Genomic DNA, 2,500 nt, shown 5'->3' with positions numbered 1-2,500 from the left:
TACACCGAAGCTTAGGGTTCGTGAGCAATCACGAGCGGTAGCGGAGCGTTCTGTAAGCCAGTGAAGCCGTACCCGTGAGGGGCGGTGGAGGTATCAGAAGTGCGAATGCTGACATGAGTAACGTAAGGGGAGTGAGAGACTCCCCCGCCGAAAGACCAAGGGTTCCTGCTTAAAGTTAATCTGAGCAGGGTTAGCCGGCCCCTAAGACGAGGCGGAAACGCGTAGTCGATGGGAATCACGTTAATATTCGTGAGCCTGGAGGTAGTGACGGATCACACAAGTTGTCCAATCTTATCGGATTGAAAGGGCAGCGGAGTGGTTCCAGGAAATAGCTCCTCCTTATAGACCGTACCCGAAACCGACACTGGTGGTCTGGTAGAGTATACCAAGGCGCTTGAGAGAACTATGCTGAAGGAACTCGGCAAATTGCACGCGTAACTTCGGAAGAAGCGTGACCCTTTTTTGCGCAAGCAGAGGAGGGTGGCACAGACCAGGGGGTAGCGACTGTTTATCAAAAACACAGGGCTCTGCGAAGTCGCAAGACGACGTATAGGGTCTGACGCCTGCCCGGTGCTGGAAGGTTAAGAGGAGGGGTGCAAGCTCTGAATCGAAGCCCCAGTAAACGGCGGCCGTAACTATAACGGTCCTAAGGTAGCGAAATTCCTTGTCGGGTAAGTTCCGACCTGCACGAATGGCGTAACGACTTCCCCGCTGTCTCCAGCATAGACTCAGTGAAATTGAATTCCCCGTGAAGATGCGGGGTTCCTGCGGTTAGACGGAAAGACCCCGTGCACCTTTACTATAGCTTTACATTGGCATTCGTAGTGGCATGTGTAGGATAGGTGGTAGGCTTTGAAGCCTGGGCGCCAGCTCAGGTGGAGCCACCCTTGAAATACCACCCTTATCACTATGGATGTCTAACCGCGGCCCGTTATCCGGGTCCGGGACAATGTATGGTGGGTAGTTTGACTGGGGCGGTCGCCTCCTAAAGAGTAACGGAGGCGCGCGATGGTGGGCTCAGAACGGTCGGAAATCGTTCGCTGAGTGCAATGGCATAAGCCTGCCTGACTGCGAGACTGACAAGTCGAGCAGAGACGAAAGTCGGTCATAGTGATCCGGTGGTCCCGTGTGGAAGGGCCATCGCTCAACGGATAAAAGGTACGCCGGGGATAACAGGCTGATGACCCCCAAGAGTCCATATCGACGGGGTTGTTTGGCACCTCGATGTCGACTCATCGCATCCTGGGGCTGGAGCAGGTCCCAAGGGTATGGCTGTTCGCCATTTAAAGCGGTACGTGAGTTGGGTTCAGAACGTCGTGAGACAGTTCGGTCCCTATCTGCCGTGGGTGTAGGAATATTGAAAGGATCTGTCCCTAGTACGAGAGGACCGGGATGGACGGATCTCTGGTGGACCTGTTGTGGCGCCAGCCGCATTGCAGGGTAGCTATATCCGGACGGGATAACCGCTGAAGGCATCTAAGCGGGAAACCCACCTTGAAACGAGTATTCCCTGAGAACCGTGGAAGACGACCACGTTGATAGGCCGGGTGTGGAAGAGCGGCAACGCTTGAAGCTTACCGGTACTAATAGTTCGATCGGCTTGATCGTTCTCATTCCTAATATCCATCCGACAAAGTCGGATGGTCTGCCAGCGCTCACGCATGAGCGGCCCTTACGGGCCTATGCTCCGCGAGGGCGCCGGACGACCGGCGACGCGCAGTCGCGCTTGCGGGCTTCGCCCGTAGGCAAAACGCAGACGTCGCCTTGGCACAAAACGACGATCCTTTGGATCGCGCTGCGACGATCCTCGGATCGCGCTTGGCGACGATCCTCGGATCGCGCTTGGCGACGATCCTCGGATCGCGCTTGGCGACGATCCTCGGATCGCGCTTGAACAGCTTCTCGATTTGAACGTGCGTTTCGCCGACCTGGTGGTTATGGCGGAGCGGCTGCACCCGATCCCATTCCGAACTCGGCCGTGAAACGCTCCAGCGCTGATGGTACTTCGTCTCAAGACGCGGGAGAGTAGGTCGCTGCCAGGTCTGCCAAGCGCACGTTCATCTCACATCCGGATCCGGATGCAGACAAATCTTCTCCTTGCGATTGTTGTGATGCATGTCGTTGCCTCAAAACCGCTAACACTTTTGAGCGACATGCATGAGGCCCGCCAAACGGGATCCCGGGCCGCGCAAGCGGCCCTTTCATTGGGCGGTCCCTTGAATACGGTAAGCGCAAACTTACCTCTATGGTGACGCGGGGTGGAGCAGCCCGGTAGCTCGTCAGGCTCATAACCTGAAGGTCACAGGTTCAAATCCTGTCCCCGCAACCAATCCAAAAACGCCCGCCTCGTGCGGGCGTTTTTGTAGCTGGCCATACTGGCCGGCGAATGTGAGCGGTCATCAGGCCCGCAAGCAGCGAACCGACGCAGCGCCGGCAGAAAAGCCAAATCCCCACACCAATCCAGACCGGCCCGCCAACGCAGGCCGTTTGCGTTTGCGGC

Annotated in this window: 1 protein-coding gene, 1 tRNA gene and 2 rRNA genes (1 of these 4 only partly in view); 3 read left to right on the top strand and 1 reads right to left on the bottom strand. The window is 56.9% G+C overall.

Features of this window, described 5'->3' with window-relative positions; all coding sequences use genetic code 11:
* The 3 genes from EOA79_RS05935 to EOA79_RS05925 all read left to right on the top strand — a co-directional run.
* A 23S ribosomal RNA gene (locus EOA79_RS05935) occupies positions 1-1,608 on the top strand; it begins 1,321 nt to the left of the window's first position.
* A gap of 319 nt (positions 1,609-1,927) precedes the next feature.
* A 5S ribosomal RNA gene (gene rrf, locus EOA79_RS05930) occupies positions 1,928-2,042 on the top strand.
* A 210-nt stretch (positions 2,043-2,252) separates the two neighbouring features.
* Positions 2,253-2,329, top strand: a tRNA-Met gene (locus tag EOA79_RS05925).
* On the opposite strand, the gene EOA79_RS33145 is transcribed toward EOA79_RS05925, so the two are convergent.
* The coding region (locus EOA79_RS33145) for a hypothetical protein (RefSeq protein WP_206639231.1) at positions 2,300-2,500 on the bottom strand (201 nt) is incomplete at its 5' end. The two genes, EOA79_RS05925 and EOA79_RS33145, sit on opposite strands and share 30 nt — an antisense overlap.

The organism is Mesorhizobium sp. M1A.F.Ca.IN.020.03.2.1, assembly GCF_004023205.1.
Lineage (GTDB): Bacteria > Pseudomonadota > Alphaproteobacteria > Rhizobiales > Rhizobiaceae > Mesorhizobium.
Note: the sequence above shows the minus strand (reverse complement) of the source record. Positions and strands in the feature narration are given on the sequence as shown.